Raw genomic sequence first — 15,770 nt, forward strand, 5'->3', positions numbered from 1 at the left:
GAACATCATGGGTCAAACCGTTACTCCCAATCCATTGCTCGATTTCACCGACCTGCCCCGCTTTGCATCGATCCAGCCCGAGCATGTCACCCCAGCGCTCGATGTGCTGCTCGAAGCCGCGAACGATGCGGTACGACATGCCAGTGCGCCGCAGACGCCGGCCACCTGGGAAGCGGTGGTCGAACCGGTCGAGGCGGCTACCGAGCCGCTGTCGCGCGCGTGGAGCGTGATTGGCCATCTGAATGCCGTTGCCGACACGCCGGCACTGCGTGCGGCACACGCGCAGAACCTGCCGCGCGTGACCGAATTCTGGTCCAATGTCGGCCAGAACCTTGCGCTGTACGAAAAATACAAGGCTATTGCGGCCAGCAACGCGTATGCGCAGTTGAGCGACGCGCGCAAGAAGATTCTTGACAACGCGTTGCGCGATTTCCGCCTGTCCGGCGCCGAACTGCCCGAGCACAGCAAGCCGCGCTTTGCGCAATTGCAGGAGCAGCAGGCCACGCTGTCCAAGGCGTTCTCCGACCATGTGCTCGACGCGACGAACGCGTACGCGTACTTCGTGACGGACGACGCACAGCTCGCGGGCCTGCCTGCGGACGCGATCGACGCGGCGCGCCACGCCGCCGAAAAAGACGGCAAGCCGGGCTGGAAATTTACGCTGCACTTCCCGTCGTACTTTCCGGTGCTGCAATACGCGGAACACCGCCCAATGCGCGAGGCGATGTACCGCGCATACGCGACCCGCGCGTCGGAACTCGGGCCCGACTACGGCAGCGGCAAGCCACAGTGGGATAACACCGCGAACATGACCGAGCAGCTGAAGCTGCGCGCGGAAGAAGCGTCGATGCTGGGCTACCGAAATTTTGCGCAAGTGTCGCTCGAGCCGAAGATGGCCGACTCCCCGGAGCAGGTCATTGCATTTCTCAATGACCTGGCGCGGCGCGCGCGGCCGTATGCGGAAAAAGACTGGGCACAGCTGCAAACATTTGCGGCCGATGAGCTGGGGCTTGCGCAGCTCGAACCATGGGATGTCACGTACGCGTCCGAAAAGCTGCGGCAAAAGCGCTACGCGTTCTCCGAAAACGAAGTCAAGCAATATTTCCCGGAAGGCACTGTGCTGCAGGGCCTATTTCGTGTCACCGAGGCCTTGTTCGGCGTACTCATCAAGCCGGATACGGCCGAAACCTGGCATCCGGACGTACGGTTTTTCCGCGTCGAAAATCACGACGGCACACTGCTCGCCCAGTTCTATCTAGATCTGTATGCCCGCGAGGGCAAGCGTGGCGGCGCGTGGATGGACGATGCCCGCTCGCGCCACCGACGCGCCGATGGCACACTGCAAACGCCGGCCGCCTATCTGACGTGCAACTTCTCGGCGCCGGTTGGTGGCAAACCAGCCTGCTTCACGCATGATGAAGTTATCACATTGTTCCATGAGTTCGGCCATGGATTGCACCATATGCTGACGCGAATCGATGAGCTGGGGGTGTCCGGCATCAACGGTGTCGAATGGGATGCGGTCGAGTTGCCGTCGCAGTTCATGGAGAACTTCTGCTGGGAGTGGGATGTGCTGACTGGCATGACGTCGCACGTGGACACCGGTGCGCCGCTACCGCGCGAGCTGTTCGATAAGATGCTGGCGGCACGCAACTTCCAAAGCGGGCTCGCGACACTGCGGCAAATCGTCTTCTCAAAGTTCGACATGCTGCTGCACACGACGTATGATCCCGACGGCGAGATGAGCGTCAACGCACTGGCCCGCCAAGTCAACGATAGCTGCCATGTTGTGCCACAAGCACCGTTTTCACGATGGCCAAACACGTTCAGCCACGTGTTCGCGGGCGGCTATGCGGCAGGCTACTACAGCTACAAATGGGCTGAGGTTCTGTCGGCCGACGCCTATGCCGCGTTCGAGGAAGCGGCCAGCATCGGCGGCAGCGTGCTCAATCGCGAAACCGGAGCACGCTACCGCGCGCAGATACTCGAGGTCGGCGGCAGCCGTTCCGCGATGGCGTCATTCAAGGCTTTTCGCGGCCGCGAACCGAGTATCGATGCGCTGCTGCGGCACAATGGCATGACCGCGCAAGCCGACGCGGCCTGACGCAGATGATGCGCGTCACCGACACAGCTTGAAGTCGACCGATGCGGGGCGGCCGGGTAACGCCAGCGTCGCCTGCGCTGCGGGTTGCCGGCTGACCACCTGGCCGCGCCGAATCACCGCGAGCCGTGCAGCCCTCAGGCGGATCGCCTCGATAGGATCGCGTGCGTCGAGCCATACCAGGTCGGCATGGCAGCCGGGCGCAACGCCATATCCTTCGAGGCCCAGGATCCGTGCTGGCGTCTGCGTAATTGCGGTAAAGCAAGCACGGCTTGCATCAACGCCGGTCATCTGGGCGACGTGCAGCGCCATATGGGCGACTTCCAGCATGTCGCCCGAACCGAGCCCATACCACGGGTCCATCACGCAATCGTGACCGAACGCAACATCGATGCCGGCAGCCAGCATCTCCGGCACACGTGTCATGCCACGCCGTTTCGGATAAGTGTCCGCACGCCCCTGCAACGTGATGTTGACTAGCGGGTTGGCAATCACGGCCACGCCGGCTTCGCGGATCAAGGGCAGCAATTTGCTCACGTAGTCGTTGTTCATCGAGTGCATCGACGTCAGATGTGAGCCGGCAACACGACCTTGCAACCCAAGCCGGTGCGTTTCGGCGGCCAGCGTCTCGATATGGCGCGACATCGGGTCGTCCGATTCGTCGCAATGCATATCCAATCGCAAATCTTTTTGCGCCGCAAACTCGCACAATAGTCGAATTGACTCGGCACCATCGGCCATGGTCCGCTCGAAATGCGGGATACCGCCCACGACATCCACGCCTAGCGCGATCGCGCGCTTTAAGTTGTCGAAAGCGCCGGGACTGCGCAACAGGCCATCCTGCGGAAATGCGACTAATTGAAGATCGAGATACGGCGCGACGCGGCGCTTGACTTCGACGAGGGCTTCAACGGCCAGTAGCCTCGGATCGCAAACGTCCACGTGCGAGCGGATCGCCAGCAATCCACGCGCGACGGCCCAATCGCAGTATTGCAGCGCGCGCTCGAGCACTGCGTGTTGCGTGAGTGTCGGCTTCAGTTCACCCCATAGCGTGATACCCTCGAGCAGCGTGCCTGACGCGTTGACCCGTGGCAACCCATACGACAGTGTCGCGTCCATATGAAAATGCGCGTCAACAAACGGTGGCGTGACCAGCTTGCACTGCGCATCGATTTCTTGTGATGCGGTCGCCACCAGCGCCGGCTCTACCGCGACGATACGCGTGCCGCTTATGCCGATATCGATTTGCGTACGCCCGTCGGGCAACGATGCGTTACGGAGAATCAGATCCATCAGAAGCTCCTTCGTGCTAGGGCGTTCCGACGTTGCATGTTGGTCGCATGCTGGGACTAGGCGTGCAAAATTGTCATATCAAGTTGGATATGCCGATCGCGCATTCGCAATCTCCATCAATCAGTGGTACTCGTTTATGCTATTGTGCAGCGACTTTCTCGCCGTACCACACTTCGTCTCGCGCAGGCGGTGCGACGGACACTGCATGTCGCGCTGCAAGATGCGCATGGGATTTAACGCGCCACTTCTCAAGCCGACATAGCGCGAATGACGCATTGCCCTGCTATCGCTTCTCCCCGAGCACGAATAGTACGCGGTGATTTTAAAACTTACTGTTATCGTCCCAGACATGCCTTGTAGAAGGACAGCTCGGGAGGGCCGCACGTGGCGAGGACCGACAGTTTACCGAATCGAGCTTCGCTTCAGAAACGAACCCCCTGCTTCAGCCTTGCGGCAAGTAAACGGAAAGGTCTGCCGCGGAAAGGTACGCAGCACGTTGACACCCCCTAGCGGATTGCATCAAGCGCGCGGACGGCCGTATCCACTTCCTTCTCAAGCAGGAATTGGTATAGTCACACCGATCCGCCCGCGCGGCTCGCGTATAATGGATACGATAATCAACCATTATTTATTGGCGTAACCGCATGTATGGTCAATGCGCTCGGTCGTCGGACGCTGTAACCTTGGCCGCAATGCAAGCTCTAACCAAACAGTAAATCCCTGATAACCCCACCAGCACGTAAATAATACGAGCCACAACCGATCCAACGCCGAACATCACCGCGACGAGATCAAACTGAAACAGTCCGACCAGTCCCCAGTTAATAGCACCAATGATGACAAACGCGCCGACAATCCAGTCGAGTAGGTTGGAACGTGCGCCACAAGCGGTCACAATAGTCATAGCAATCTCCTAAAAAATGTAACGATACGGGGTGAACTAACTGCCTGCGATTACCGCAAACAGCGTGCCTGCACGGGTTCCTATAGTCGAATGGCTGTGGCGCAGCACCAAGTATGAGCAAGTCTATTTGAAAACGTACGAGTCGGTCTCAGCCTGGTTGTTGACGGCGGATTTGTCACAGCGATTTTGCAGCAGCGCATCCAGTTGCTACGCTCATCGGCGGCGCGCCACAGTGCATACGGCCTGCCCACCGGATGGGTTACAATAGCGGCGCACTAACTCATACGTCACCTTCACATCGCGCTTAAGCAGTAGTCTTTTACGGTATCCTCGGTGCCCTGCCTCGTATCCCTTCTAAAAGTTCATGCCTAATCCGTGGCATAACGCCTTTTCTACCAGCTGCGTCTTCGTGAATGACGTATCCATTTTTAGCACACTCAATCAACTCTTTTGCAAAAACACTGCTTCGATGTTGCCAGTTTCCCGCTGCATTGCTCAACATTTCTTTATATTGGTTGATGTTTTCTTCAGTCGGATTTTGAGCGGCATTGTTATGTGCAGCGACAAGATGGTCAGGCACGTCCGTTAATAAGCGGAACATATGGCCTCTATCAAACGCTCCCTGTATCCAACCTTGATTGATTGATCCAGACCAATCTGAGAACGGGTTGATATTAAGGAATTCGCCTTCCGTTGGCTCTCGACTTGCTGACCTATTCCGATTTAGCCAGTTATTTACACCGCTTATCCTATCCCCTCCGTTCTCGCCCCCCAAGCGTCCCAATACGCGCACCGGCACATGTTGCCGTCGATCACTCGTTACTCACTCCTCAATAGCGGCAGCGCGCTTGTCGATTTCGCGCATCGCCGGGCTTGGACGAGCGGTTGCGCCGAAACGCGACGCAACGGTGTTGAGTATTGCTTGTAGCTCACCGTAATACCGCTGCATCCGCGCAAACGAACTGAGTTCTCCCTCATGCTCATGTAAAATTCTTGCAACTTTAGCTCTTTGTTGCGCTTTTACTTTCATCGCTCGCGTTCTCATTGCCAACCTCCATTGTTTCCGTGGTCAGTGATCATCACGCGCCCATAGCAGGACTAGCCTCATAGGCTAACGCTTTCATAATTCACCAGCCTTGTCAATGCTGTAATTCGCGTCTTGCCTTAAGCGTACAAGAGGACTTATTGGTCCAAGGGCCACGTAATTTTTCTGGAATCACTGACATCGGCAAACGCGTTTATTTTTGCGTGTCGAACACATTGGCCCAACCATAGCAGGGCCGCCATCACCGTAAGTGCTCCACCAATCCGGGTAGCAAGTTGCATAAACGGCATCAGTGGCAGACGTTGGCCGCGGTGACCAACGCCCAACGAGAAAACCGGTTGCCATCAGTACCAGCACCGTGACAAGTGCTGTGGCAAGGCGCACGTACCCGCTCCTGCGCCATTTGCACAAGCCGGGGGCCGAAGCACGGCATCGTGATCCTATGCCCAGAGCGTTACGATGACTGGCTCACGCGCCGAAAGCCAAAGTTGCCCAGACTTTCTTAAGTCTGCTGCCGCCTGACGAATTTGTCGCAGAACCAGCATCGTTGCCACGCAAGAGCCGCGAGGGCCACACAGCGGACTAAAGCCGGACTAACGCTATCATAAGCGGCACCATCGTTTTCTCTACCACCTCCAAGGTGGGTAGCTAGATGGGTAGCCAGATAGCCCACTACCATTGAAACATAGCCGCAAAGCCGATCCTGTCGCGGCACTCACTCAAACATGAAAATCGCCACGTGGAACATCAATTCATTAAAAGTCCGCTTGCAACACGTCATCGACTGGCTCGCCATGAGCCGTGTCGACGTATTGTGCTTGCAGGAACTGAAGCTGCCCGACGACAAGTATCCGCGCGCGGCACTTGAAGCGGCCGGCTACCGCAGCTGGTTTTCCGGACAAAAAACCTATAACGGCGTCGCAATCCTCGTACGCGACGGTTTGCCGGTCGACGAAGCGGTCGTCATACGGAACATTCCCGGCTTTGACGACCTGCAGCAACGCTTGATTGCCGCGACCATCGACGGCGTGCGCGTGGTCAGCGCTTACTTTCCCAATGGGCAGGCGCCGGGCTCCGACAAATTCGCGTACAAGCTGTCATGGCTGGCCGCGCTGCGTGAATGGGTCGCCGCCGAAATGCGTGCACACCCGCAGTTCGCGCTAATGGGCGATTATAATATCGCGCCGGAAGATCGCGACGTGCACGACCCACAAGCGTGGGAAGGACAGAACCTCGTGTCACCCGCGGAGCGCCATGCCTTCCGGTCGCTCGTCGAACTCGGGCTCGTCGATGCCTTTCGCTGCTTCGAGCAGCCTGACAAGTCGTTCTCGTGGTGGGACTACCGGATGCTGGCCTTTCGCCGCAACGCAGGATTACGCATCGATCACATCCTGCTGTCACCGTCGCTCGCGCAGTGCTGCAGCGCGTGCGAGATCGACAAGACTCCGCGTCGCTGGGACCAGCCATCGGACCATGCGCCGGTAATCGCGACGCTGGAGCGCTAAGCGGGCAGCGCCCCGATCGCGCCGTCATGATTCCAGTTGCAGCTCCTGGATCTTGCGGGTGATCGTATTGCGTCCGATGCCAAGCCGCTCGGCGGCTTCGACCTTGCGGCCGCGCGTGAAATCTAGCGCCTCGCGGATCACCGCGGCTTCGAAGCGGCGCGCCAGCCCGTCCATCACCTCGGGCGAGTTCTCGCGCAGCAGTCGCGCCACTTCGGTGCGCAAGCCGACCTCCCATGCACTGATCTGGGGCAATACCGGCGTGCACGCGCCACTGCCAGGACCGGCCAGCGGCGTCACGCCGCTGCGCGCCAGTGCTGCGGCACGGGCATCGCCGAACGGGGACGCCGCTGCTGCGCCGGCGGCGCCGACAGCCTTGCCGATCAGCAGCCCTTCATTGGCCACGGCGTGCGTCGACGATTGTCGCTCTGTGACCAGTTCCGGTGGCAAATCCTTGATCTCGATGGTCTGCGCGGGCGGCATCACGGTCAGCCAGTTGCACAGATTCTCCAGTTGGCGCACGTTGCCAGGAAACGGCAGCGACGCCAGGTACGCCAGCGTTGCATCGGTGACGCGCTTGGGCTCGACACCCAGCTCGCGCGCGCTCTTTTGCAGGAAATGTCGCGTGAGCAGCAAAATGTCCTCGCTGCGTTCCCGCAACGGCGGCAGCCGCAGCCGGATCACGTTGAGCCGGTGATAGAGATCCTCACGAAACAATCTCTGCCGCACCCGCGTGTCCAGATTCTGATGCGTCGCCGCGATCACCCGCACGTTCGCCCGCAAAGGACTGTGGCCGCCGACGCGGTAGAACTGCCCGTCCGAGAGCACACGCAACAGTCGCGTCTGCAGATCGAACGGCATATCCCCGATTTCGTCCAAGAACAGTGTGCCGTTCTCGGCTTGCTCGAAGCGGCCCTGCCGCATCGCCTGCGCGCCAGTAAACGCCCCACGCTCGTGCCCGAATAGCTCTGATTCAAGCAGATCTTTGGGAATCGCCGCCATGTTCAATGCGATGAACGGTCCATTAGCGCGCGGGCTGTGCCGATGCAGCGCACGAGCCACCAGTTCCTTGCCGGTCCCGGACTCGCCAGTAATCAGCACCGTCGCCACGGAATGGGACAACCGGCCGATCGCGCGGAACAGGTCCTGCATCGCCGGGGCCTGCCCGAGCATCTCCGGTGCCTCGGCGAGCCGGTCATCGTAGCCTTGTTCGCCGCGCATGCTCTCATCAACGGCGCGGCGGATCAACTCGACCGCCTTATCGACGTCGAACGGCTTGGCCAGATACTCGAACGCCCCGCCCTGGAAGGCTGCGACGGCGCTGTCCAAGTCCGAGAATGCTGTCATGATGATCACCGGCACCTCCGGCCACTGCTCGCGCACCGCATTGAGCAGTTCGAGCCCCGAACCGCCCGGCATTCGGATATCCGATACCAGCACTTGTGGCTGGTCCTGCGCAAATGCGGCCAGCGCGTCGCGCACGCTGGTAAAGCTACGGGTGGCGAAGTTCTCGCGCGCCAGTGCCTTCTCGAGCACCCAGCGTATCGACTGATCGTCGTCAACTATCCAAATTGGCTTCATAAATTTATTGGGCGTTTTTCTTCAATATCTGCGTGCGCGCACCTGTCGCCTGCGCGCCGATCATCGAGTCAGCGGCAATAGGATCTGAAATTCGGTATGACCGGGACGGCTTTCCACTTCGATCAACCCTTCGTGCTGCTGCACAAAGGTCTGCGCAAGCGTGAGCCCGAGCCCGCTGCCCTCTTCCCGTCCCGACACCAGCGGATAGAAGATTCGGTCACGGATCTCCTCCGGTATGCCGGAGCCATTGTCGATTACACGCAAGTCCAATGCCAGCTTGCACAACCGCTTGGCGATCGTCACCTTGCGCGCGATGCGCGTACGCAACTCGATATGCGCGTCACCTTGCGAGATGCGCTCCTTGAGCGCCTGCGTCGCATTGCGCACGATATTCAGCAACGTCTGGATCAGTTGCTCCTTGTCGCCGCGAAACTCCGGCACGCTCACATCATAGTCGCGCTCGATCGTCAGCCCTCGGGGAAACTCGGCCAGGATCACTGTGCGTACCCGTTCGCAGACCTCGTGGATGTTCACGTCGCCGACGATGTGTGGATGGCGGTGCGGTTCGAGCAGCCGGTCTACCAGCGTCTGCAACCGGTCGGCCTCCTTGATGATGACCTGCGTGTATTCGTGCAGGTCGTAGCGCACCTCGCGCTCGCCCAACTCGAACTCAAGCAACTGCGCCGCGCCGCGAATGCCGCCAAGCGGATTCTTGATCTCGTGCGCCAGATTGCGAATCAACTGCTTGTTGACCGACGTCAGGTCATGGATGCGCTCCTCTCGATCGCTGCGCAATTGCTGGTCGTTGGCGAACAGCTCTAGCAATACGTAATCCGATGCTGCCTCGAGGTAGCCCACGATCACGTGCACACGCAACGGCTCGCGCAGCTGGCGCTCCAGTGTGGCATCCAGGTGCGTCGCCTGGAACCGGTTGTCGGCAATCGCTGCGATGGTCGTCACCAACTCGTCGCCATTGGAGAACAGATCCGGCCACGTGGTGTGCTCCAGTTGCCGGCGCGACATCTCGAGCATCGACTCGGCCGATGGATTCGCATACGCCACGCGCAGTGTCCGCTTGTCCAGCACCAGCACGACCGTCGGCAGCGCATCGAGCCCGGGCAGTAGCCCAGAGCAGCACAGCGCTGAATCGTCCAGCGTATCGGATTGGTTTTGTTTCAATTTGGTTAGGTTCTTCAATACCATCGGGCCGGTCCAACCGAGTAGGGTTATCCCCGTCGCTGTCTCACACCACCGTACGTGCAGTTCCGCATACGGCGGCTCGTGAATAACGCTGGAGGCACTGTTGGGTAGCCGTCAGTTCTTTTACCCGCGCCGTCAGCCGTTTGACGCTGTCGGGCGCAACACGCAGCCGCGCCTGACGATGCATTGTCGAACACGCGCCGCGGCACGCCGTCACGCCTAATAGTGGTAACGCCAGGAGAGGATGCTGAGCTAGACATCGTCCGCCTCGTACACCAGGCAATGAGTGTCGTCGATGCGGCAGGACCCAAAGCCCGAAAGGTTCACCTTCAGCGGTTCGGGCTTGCCGATGCCGTTGAAAGGCGTGCACTGTGCCTCGCGAATGAGCTGGTTGATGCGCTTGAAGGCTTGGCGATCTTGCCCCTGCCAGTAGATGTAATCGTCCCATATATCGAGCGTAAAAAGCACGCGGCGCACGCTCATTCAGCGTCTTCGACCAGTTTGCATTCTTTTGCCATGCCCTTACGCCACTGTGCAATCGAACGCTCGAGGTAAGCGACGTTGGCTGGCGAACGCAACAGATAAACCGTCTCCATCATGCTGTCGTCATAGTCCTGCGACATAATAACGGCGTTTGGCGCGTCGCGGCGCGTGATGAGTGAAGCCCCGGGCCAACGTCCAGCCAACTCGGACAAACAGCTTTGCCTACGTCGTACCCTGCTTGCTAACGAGCAGGGTACGACGCTCATGGAAACGCTCAATCACCTATTCGAACGCCGCTCCTTCAAACCCATTCGGACTTCCGACATGGATTATGCCGCGCGACTGCCGGAGCGCTGAAATGGGGATAACCGTGGCCCACTCGACGATTGGGTTCAGAGGTGTCCAGCGCCGAGTAACAGGTTATCCATGCGTCAACGAACAATACCCAGTTATTTATAAGGCTTTATGAACAGTTGGGCGAGCAGCGACAATCCGAGCTTAGGCCTCTTCTTAAAGGTGATGACGGCACTCGTCTTGCATCGCGCCAATTGAAAACACCCGCAGGTGATTTGTTGCATTTCTGCGCCGCGCCGCCGGCGAAAACCATAAACTACTCATTTTTAATCCAGTGGTCGGCTCGGCCGTCGGCGCATTAAGGTACAATAGAGGATCTTGTGGGGCCGCCGGTCGTCGTAAAGAACAGCTGGCATTATTTATGCGCATACGCAGGGTAAGAAGGCCAAAAAGCAAAGCGGTATTTGATCATCGAACGTGATAACTATCGTGGCCCAAGCGGTTAGTCTGCAATCAGCCTTTTACATAGAGGCCATGCCAGCGCTTCGTCAGTCTGAGACGTTGGCACAGGCATACAAGTGAGTTGAACCAGTTCGCATCCGTCCAGGATATTTTTAACTTAACATAGGGAATGAACATGTCCACATACCAAGAGTTGCGCGCTCAAATTGAAAAGCTTGAAGCGGAAGCAGAAGCCTTACGGGCGCAGGAATTGGAAACGGTGGTTGCACAGATGCGTGAGAAGATCACCGAATTGGGGATCACGGCCGAAGATTTATTTGGACGTAGGCGTCAAGCTCGCGGCGCTGCACGCGCGACGCAGCCGGAGCCGAAATACCAAAATCCCAAAACGGGTGAGACCTGGAGCGGTAGAGGTCGGGCACCGTCATGGATTGGAAAGAATCGCGAGCGCTTTTTGATCCAAAAATAAGGCGGAACGGCATGTTGGTGAAGGAGGCGAATATGCCACTGTGTGCCGCATTATCTTTTGTTGCACCGGCAAATTAGTGCCAAAAAACAAGTGCGTGGGAGCATCGGCTTAGCAAGGCGGTGGATCAATTCGCCAAACGTGCCCGCTTCGCAGATGGCTCCGGCGTCAGCCGCATCGTGCTTGTTCGTCTTCACGTATGGTTTCACGAATTGGGGAGCCATCAGCTTGACGGTGTGCCCAAGCGCCTGGAGCTTGCGAGTCCAATAGTGGGCGCGGGCGGTAACGCGCAATGGGCGCACCGCACCGCCTACCGGACAGCGCGCCCCATCGCTCAGAGTGAGTAGTACATCTCGAACTCGATCGGGTGCGTGGTTTGACGGAAGCGTTGCAGCTCCTGCGTCTTGAGTTCGATGTACGCATCCAGCATCGAATCCGTGAACACGCCGCCGCGCGTGAGGAACTCGCGATCGGCATCGAGCGCGTCCAGCGCCGTGTCCAAATTCTCGCAGACGGTCGGGATCTTTGCGTCCTCTTCCGGCGGTAGATCGTACAGGTTCTTGTCCGCGGCCTCGCCCGGGTGGATCTTGTTTTGCACGCCATCCAGACCGGCCATCAGCAGCGCCGAGAAGCACAGATACGGGTTGGCCATCGGATCCGGGAAACGCGTCTCGATCCGGCGCGCCTTCGGGTTCGACACGTGTGGAATCCGGATCGACGCGGAACGGTTACGCGCCGAATAGGCGAGCTTGACAGGCGCTTCGAAGTGCGGCACCAGCCGCTTATACGAGTTCGTGGTCGGGTTCGTGATCGCGTTCAACGCACGGGCGTGCCTAATGATGCCACCGATGTAAAACAGCGCGAACTCGGACAGGCCCGCATAGCCGTTGCCTGCGAACAGGTTTTGACCATCCTTCCAGATCGATTGGTGCACGTGCATGCCGGAACCGTTGTCGCCCACTACCGGCTTAGGCATGAACGTCGCACTCTTGCCGTACGTATGGGCCACGTTCTGCACGACGTACTTTAAAATCTGCGTCCAGTCAGCGCGTTGCACTAGTGTCGAGAATTTCGTGCCGATTTCGTTCTGGCCGGAACCGGCGACCTCGTGGTGATGCACTTCGACCGGCACGCCCAGTTGCTCGAGCAACAGGCACATCTCCGAGCGCATGTCCTGAAACGAATCGACCGGGGCAACCGGGAAATAGCCGCCCTTGACGCCCGGACGGTGACCGCTGTTGCCGTGTTCGAACTCCCTGCCCGACGACCAGGCGGCCTCTTCGGAACCAATCTTGACGAAGCAGCCCGACATATCGATGTTCCACTGCACCGAATCAAAAATGAAGAACTCGGGCTCCGGGCCAAAAAACGCGGTGTCCCCCAAGCCCGTGCTCTTCAGGTACGCCTCGGCGCGCTTGGCGAGCGAACGCGGGTCGCGCTCATAGCCTTTGCCGTCCGATGGCTCGATCACGTCGCAGGTGAGGACCAACGTCGGTTCCTCGTAGAACGGGTCGATATACGCAGTGTTCGGATCCGGCAGCAGCAGCATATCCGACGTTTCGATTCCCTTCCAGCCGGCAATTGAGGAACCATCGAACGCGTGGCCGGCTTCAAACTTGTCCTCGTCGAACGCCGACACCGGCACCGTCACGTGTTGCTCTTTGCCGCGGGTGTCGGTGAAACGAAAATCGACGAACTTGACGTCCTCGTCCTCGACGAGTTTGGTGACGTCGGCCACGGTTTTAGTCATTCCTTTCTCCTGGTGAACAATGGGGACGATATCGCCCCCCGATTCCGGCCTCCCGGTCATGCAACGGGATCGGGCCTGATTAGAGCACACTTCATGCCAATTTATAACGCAAGGACACTGGACACGCCCAATTACGGTGCTTACGCACTACCGCGACCTACGATCAGCGTATCGCCCGCCCTCGTCGCAGCGCATCGCGCACAAATTTGGTGCAATTTCGATGAGTAGCGACGAACATGCCCCTATTAGGGGCAAAATGACGATAACACACCAACGTCGCGCACCCTGTCGCTGCCTAGGCGGGTCATTCTACGACGACGCTAAAATAAAGGTATTGCACTTTGGACACCGTGATGACTTCCCAGGACGCAATTTACGCAGCAGCCGAGCAGCGTCGCGCGCAACACCAGTTGCAGTATGCCGGCGCGCTGGCGCCAGGCGAGGCATTCGAGCTGTTAGCGCTGGAGCCGGGGGCCCGGTTGATTGACATACGCACTCGCGCGGAACTGGACTGGGTCGGCCGCCCGGTCGTCGGGAACGGCCAGTACATACACATCGAGTGGACGCGATACCCAGGCGGCGTCCCCAACACCGAGTTCGTCGAGCAGCTATCCCAAGTCGCGATGCCGCATACGCCGATCCTGCTGCTATGCCGCAGCGCCGCGCGCTCGAAGCTGGCTGCAGTGGCAGCGGCGAACGCAGGCTTCATGCGCGCCTACGATATTCTGGAAGGTTTTGAGGGCGACAAAGACGCTCAAGGACACCGCAAAACGGTCGGCGGCTGGTGTTTCCGCGGCTTGCCCTGGGTGGGCGCCTAGGCTCGAGGACACCGCGCCATGGCGCGTCAACCAGCACCGTGGCCGCGCCGCCCACACCGCAGTACCCAAGTCGGGTATCTTCCTAACTTAGGCTGGCTGAGTCAAAGCTGGCTAAGCCAAGCCAATTCCCCTGAGAGCAGGCGCCCAGCCACTGCGTTCGCGCCCATCGCCCCGGCGCGACCTCGGATGCGGCAGCCCAACATGCCGCCTCGCTGCAACGCCGCACGCCCGTCGCGGTTGCCGCAGGCGACGACGGGTGTGGTGTAACGTTCCGAAAAAAAGGGCACTGGACTGACACGGTTGACGCACGTAGGATTTCGTGCAGTTTCAAATTCTTGACATGATACGGTCAGCAAGCGCTGCACAATACAGCCTGCTGCCTGGGCACACGCGTACAGCTCGCTCACTCAACCGCACGATGATGTACTGATAAACCAGGCACGGACCACGTCGGCTCGTCGTCGCAGCCCTTCCCCGCCATCACATCCCAACGATTTGCTCGACCATGCAGAAAGACGAACAACAACAAGCTCGATCATCCGATGCGCCGCGCGCCGTGGCGCGCCGCACCCGCACGCGCGCGTTGCAACTGGCTACGGGGCTCGTCGCGGTCGTCGTCGTGCTGCTTTGGTGGCATCCGTGGCAACGTGATGCCATGCGCGGCACGCCAGGCGCCCACGCCAGCGGCGCAGCCACGGGCAGTGCCGGCAGGCCGCCTGGCGCGCAGCGCGGCGGCGGCGCGTTCGCGAACATGCCACAGCCGGTCAAAGTCGCGACCGTAGTCCATGGCCAGATGCCGATCGTGATCAATGCGCTGGGCACCGTGACACCGCTCGCGACGGTGACCGTGCGCACGCAGTTGAACGGCACGCTGATGTCGGTTAATTTCCAGGAAGGCCAACTCGTCAAGCGCGGCGATGTACTAGCACAAATCGATCCACGCCCCTACGAGATTTCACTGCGCAACGCCGAAGGGCAACTGGCGAAGGACCAAGCGCTGCTACGACAGGCGGTGTCGGACCTGAACGCGTACCAGGCGTTGCTCAAGCAGGATTCGATCTCGCGCCAGCAGGTCAACACGCAGGCCTCGCTCGTCGAGCAGTACCGCGGCCAAGTGAAGTCGGACCAGGCGACGATCGATACGTACAAGCTGGACCTGACCTACGCGCGGATTACCGCACCGGTGACAGGCCGAGTAGGACTGCGTCAGGTGGATCCGGGCAACTACGTGACCACCAGCGATACAAACGGCATTGTCGTGATCACGCAGATGCAGCCCATGAGCGTCGTGTTCACCACGTCCGAGGACAACCTACAAGCCATTCTTAAGCAATGGACCGCGGGTGCCAAGATGTCCGCGACCGTCTACGACCGCACCAACAGCCGGCCGTTGGAAACCGGCGAGTTGCACACCATCGACAACCAGATCGATACGACCACCGGCACCGTGAAACTGCGCGCGGTATTCCAGAACGCGAGGCAGGCATTGTTCCCGAATCAGTTCGTCAACGTGCGGCTACTCGTCGACACGATCCGCAACGCGACCCTCGTACCGACTTCCGCGGTACTCAATGGCTCGATGGGAACATTTGTCTACGTGGTCAAAGCCGACAACACCGTCACCGTGCGCCCAGTGAAAACGGGTGCGGTCGATGGCGAGCGCACCAGCATCGTCTCCGGCCTGGCGGTGGGAGAGCGTGTCGTCATCGAGGGCTCAGACCGGTTACGGGAAGGCGCCAAAATCACGATTCCGGCCGCGACCGCCAGTGGCAGCTCGGCCGCGTCGGCAGGCCAAGCGGCGCGTGACGCACGTCACGCGTCGGCCGTGCACGGCCACACGCGCTAACCGCAGCCTTGATTCCGGCTGGGGT

General features: G+C 59.5%; 15 protein-coding genes and 1 pseudogene. 5 read left to right on the top strand and 11 right to left on the bottom strand.

What is annotated here, in order from left to right:
- Positions 1-7: 7 nt before the first annotated feature.
- Positions 8-2,104 (top strand): M3 family metallopeptidase, encoded by a 2,097-nt coding sequence (locus tag KQH55_RS08085; protein WP_076795629.1) that lies wholly within the window; start codon positions 8-10, stop codon positions 2,102-2,104.
- Positions 2,105-2,119: 15 nt separating this feature from the next.
- Here KQH55_RS08085 and KQH55_RS08090 read toward each other — a convergent pair whose 3' ends face one another.
- From KQH55_RS08090 to KQH55_RS16605, 5 genes are all read right to left on the bottom strand, one after another.
- Entirely contained in the window at positions 2,120-3,394 is a 1,275-nt protein-coding gene (locus KQH55_RS08090) for an amidohydrolase family protein (RefSeq protein WP_076795631.1), read from the bottom strand.
- 652 nt (positions 3,395-4,046) lie between these two features.
- Positions 4,047-4,298 carry a DUF378 domain-containing protein gene (locus KQH55_RS08095; RefSeq protein WP_235090570.1) on the bottom strand — a complete coding sequence of 84 codons (252 nt, stop codon included), beginning with the start codon at positions 4,296-4,298 and terminating at the stop codon, positions 4,047-4,049.
- A 319-nt stretch (positions 4,299-4,617) separates the two neighbouring features.
- Positions 4,618-4,899 (bottom strand): hypothetical protein, encoded by a 282-nt coding sequence (locus KQH55_RS08100; protein WP_235090571.1) that lies wholly within the window; start codon positions 4,897-4,899, stop codon positions 4,618-4,620.
- Positions 4,900-5,121: 222 nt separating this feature from the next.
- A complete protein-coding gene (locus KQH55_RS08105; RefSeq protein WP_235090572.1) occupies positions 5,122-5,328 on the bottom strand; it encodes a hypothetical protein in 207 nt (68 codons plus the stop codon).
- 152 nt (positions 5,329-5,480) lie between these two features.
- On the bottom strand, positions 5,481-5,633 hold the full coding sequence (locus KQH55_RS16605; RefSeq protein ID WP_306666077.1) for a hypothetical protein: 153 nt from the start codon (positions 5,631-5,633) through the stop codon (positions 5,481-5,483).
- A gap of 435 nt (positions 5,634-6,068) precedes the next feature.
- On the opposite strand from KQH55_RS16605, the gene xth reads away from it, so the two are divergent.
- A complete protein-coding gene (gene xth / locus KQH55_RS08115; RefSeq protein WP_076795637.1) occupies positions 6,069-6,848 on the top strand; it encodes an exodeoxyribonuclease III in 780 nt (259 codons plus the stop codon).
- A 24-nt stretch (positions 6,849-6,872) separates the two neighbouring features.
- Here the strand turns inward: xth and ntrC are convergent, their stop codons facing one another.
- From ntrC to KQH55_RS08135, 4 genes are all read right to left on the bottom strand, one after another.
- On the bottom strand, positions 6,873-8,426 hold the full coding sequence (gene ntrC, locus KQH55_RS08120) for a nitrogen regulation protein NR(I) (RefSeq protein ID WP_076795639.1): 1,554 nt from the start codon (positions 8,424-8,426) through the stop codon (positions 6,873-6,875).
- A 60-nt stretch (positions 8,427-8,486) separates the two neighbouring features.
- Positions 8,487-9,629, bottom strand: a complete 1,143-nt coding sequence (gene glnL / locus KQH55_RS08125; RefSeq protein WP_235090573.1) for a nitrogen regulation protein NR(II) — start codon at positions 9,627-9,629, stop codon at positions 8,487-8,489.
- Between the two features lie 249 nt (positions 9,630-9,878).
- Positions 9,879-10,109, bottom strand: a complete 231-nt coding sequence (locus tag KQH55_RS08130) for a Txe/YoeB family addiction module toxin (protein WP_235090574.1) — start codon at positions 10,107-10,109, stop codon at positions 9,879-9,881.
- A complete protein-coding gene (locus tag KQH55_RS08135) occupies positions 10,106-10,321 on the bottom strand; it encodes a type II toxin-antitoxin system Phd/YefM family antitoxin (RefSeq protein ID WP_235090575.1) in 216 nt (71 codons plus the stop codon). Before KQH55_RS08135 ends, KQH55_RS08130 begins: the two co-directional genes overlap by 4 nt.
- A 719-nt stretch (positions 10,322-11,040) precedes the next feature.
- Between KQH55_RS08135 and KQH55_RS08140 the strand changes: the two genes are divergently transcribed.
- Complete coding sequence (locus KQH55_RS08140; protein ID WP_076787803.1) at positions 11,041-11,334, top strand: H-NS family nucleoid-associated regulatory protein; 294 nt, start codon at positions 11,041-11,043, stop codon at positions 11,332-11,334.
- Positions 11,335-11,471: 137 nt separating this feature from the next.
- Here the strand turns inward: KQH55_RS08140 and KQH55_RS08145 are convergent.
- Together KQH55_RS08145 and glnA are read right to left on the bottom strand one after the other, a co-directional pair.
- Positions 11,472-11,606 (bottom strand): annotated as a pseudogene (locus tag KQH55_RS08145) (IS110 family transposase); the annotation flags it as partial.
- A gap of 59 nt (positions 11,607-11,665) precedes the next feature.
- Positions 11,666-13,081, bottom strand: a complete 1,416-nt coding sequence (gene glnA, locus KQH55_RS08150; protein ID WP_076786634.1) for a type I glutamate--ammonia ligase — start codon at positions 13,079-13,081, stop codon at positions 11,666-11,668.
- Between the two features lie 353 nt (positions 13,082-13,434).
- On the opposite strand from glnA, the gene KQH55_RS08155 reads away from it, so the two are divergent.
- On the top strand, positions 13,435-13,899 hold the full coding sequence (locus tag KQH55_RS08155) for a sulfurtransferase (protein WP_076795652.1): 465 nt from the start codon (positions 13,435-13,437) through the stop codon (positions 13,897-13,899).
- 505 nt (positions 13,900-14,404) lie between these two features.
- Entirely contained in the window at positions 14,405-15,745 is a 1,341-nt protein-coding gene (locus tag KQH55_RS08160) for an MdtA/MuxA family multidrug efflux RND transporter periplasmic adaptor subunit (protein ID WP_076795655.1), read from the top strand.
- Positions 15,746-15,770 lie beyond the last annotated feature (25 nt).

Origin of the sequence: Mycetohabitans sp. B3 (assembly GCF_021498065.1) — a bacterium.
Lineage (GTDB): Bacteria > Pseudomonadota > Gammaproteobacteria > Burkholderiales > Burkholderiaceae > Mycetohabitans.

Coding starts and splice junctions, on each gene's coding strand:
- KQH55_RS08090 (WP_076795631.1), bottom strand. CDS start 3,394: ATGGATCTGATTCTCCGTAACGCATCGTTGCCCGACGGGCGTACGCAA.
- KQH55_RS08130 (WP_235090574.1), bottom strand. CDS start 10,109: ATGAGCGTGCGCCGCGTGCTTTTTACGCTCGATATATGGGACGATTAC.
- KQH55_RS08160 (WP_076795655.1), top strand. CDS start 14,405: ATGCAGAAAGACGAACAACAACAAGCTCGATCATCCGATGCGCCGCGC.
- KQH55_RS08085 (WP_076795629.1), top strand. CDS start 8: ATGGGTCAAACCGTTACTCCCAATCCATTGCTCGATTTCACCGACCTG.
- KQH55_RS08100 (WP_235090571.1), bottom strand. CDS start 4,899: ATGTTCCGCTTATTAACGGACGTGCCTGACCATCTTGTCGCTGCACAT.
- KQH55_RS08105 (WP_235090572.1), bottom strand. CDS start 5,328: ATGAAAGTAAAAGCGCAACAAAGAGCTAAAGTTGCAAGAATTTTACAT.
- KQH55_RS08155 (WP_076795652.1), top strand. CDS start 13,435: ATGACTTCCCAGGACGCAATTTACGCAGCAGCCGAGCAGCGTCGCGCG.
- KQH55_RS16605 (WP_306666077.1), bottom strand. CDS start 5,633: ATGCCGTTTATGCAACTTGCTACCCGGATTGGTGGAGCACTTACGGTG.
- xth (WP_076795637.1), top strand. CDS start 6,069: ATGAAAATCGCCACGTGGAACATCAATTCATTAAAAGTCCGCTTGCAA.
- KQH55_RS08095 (WP_235090570.1), bottom strand. CDS start 4,298: ATGACTATTGTGACCGCTTGTGGCGCACGTTCCAACCTACTCGACTGG.
- glnA (WP_076786634.1), bottom strand. CDS start 13,081: ATGACTAAAACCGTGGCCGACGTCACCAAACTCGTCGAGGACGAGGAC.
- glnL (WP_235090573.1), bottom strand. CDS start 9,629: ATGGTATTGAAGAACCTAACCAAATTGAAACAAAACCAATCCGATACG.
- ntrC (WP_076795639.1), bottom strand. CDS start 8,426: ATGAAGCCAATTTGGATAGTTGACGACGATCAGTCGATACGCTGGGTG.
- KQH55_RS08140 (WP_076787803.1), top strand. CDS start 11,041: ATGTCCACATACCAAGAGTTGCGCGCTCAAATTGAAAAGCTTGAAGCG.